The organism is Mesorhizobium sp. M8A.F.Ca.ET.021.01.1.1, assembly GCF_003998025.1.
In the GTDB taxonomy this organism is placed as follows: Bacteria; Pseudomonadota; Alphaproteobacteria; order Rhizobiales; family Rhizobiaceae; genus Mesorhizobium.
Window position 1 is genome coordinate 1 of sequence record NZ_RZSJ01001006.1, and the last position, 929, is coordinate 929.

Consider the following 929-nt stretch of genomic DNA (forward strand, 5'->3'; position numbering starts at 1 on the left):
CTGATGGATGCGCTGAAGGCCAGCCTGTCGCAGTCGAAGCCGCCGGCCAAGTCGAAGAGCAAGGCCGACGAGGCCGCCAAGCCCGCCGCCAAGAAGGCGGCCGCAGGCGGTGCGCCTGAAAATCCGCTGAAGGCCAACCTGCTCAAGGCGGTCGGCAAGAGCAAGAAATGACGGCACCGGCCGTTGCGGGCGCTGTCTTCGGTACGATCGGCGCGCTGGCGGCGTTTCCGCTCCGGCTCGCCGCGCGAGAGGTGGAGCGCCAGCACGGCCAGCTCAGGCGCGGCGTCACCCGGCGTACCACGCATGTCGTGTTCGGACGGGCCTTGTTGGCCAAGGCAGGGCTGACGAAAAACGGCGATGCCGAGGTTGAGCGCCGCGTCGTCGCCGAGCGCGCGGCCGGGCGCATGCTTCTCAGCGAGAACGGTTTCCTGCGACTGCTCGGGCTGATGAAGGCGCCCGAGGCGTCTTCGCTGTCGCGCCAATCGCTGATCGACCAGTCGAGGCTGTCCGGCGCCGATCTCGACCGGCTCAGCCTGTTCGATGCCTTCGAGCATGATGGCGAGCCCTATTCCTTCCGCGACCTGATCCTGGCGCGCAAATATGCCGGGCTGATCGCCGGCGGCGCCACATGGGGCGCGATCGCGCGCTCGGTGCATCGGTCCGGTCCGGTCGCCTCGCTCACCGCCAAGTCGCTCAATGTCGGCTCGCAGCATGGGCGCGCGGACGCGATCTATCTCGAAGGCGGCCAGAGCGAGCTCGACGGGCAGTTGCTGTTCGATCTGGGTGCCGCCACACAAGGCGACGACACGCTGGAAGACCTGTTCACTGAGGCGGAAGCGGCGGAGGAGGGCGGCGACCACGATGGCGCCGCCGCACTTTACCAGCGCTGCCTTGCCATCGATCCAACCGACGCCATCGCCGCCTTCAAT

General features: G+C 68.0%; 1 protein-coding gene. It reads left to right on the forward strand.

Annotated features, from left to right (window positions below):
* Window positions 1-167: 167 nt before the first annotated feature.
* Window positions 168-929, forward strand: a 762-nt coding sequence (locus EOA36_RS36215) for an O-linked GlcNAc transferase (protein ID WP_127281301.1), incomplete at its 3' end; no start/stop codon positions are given.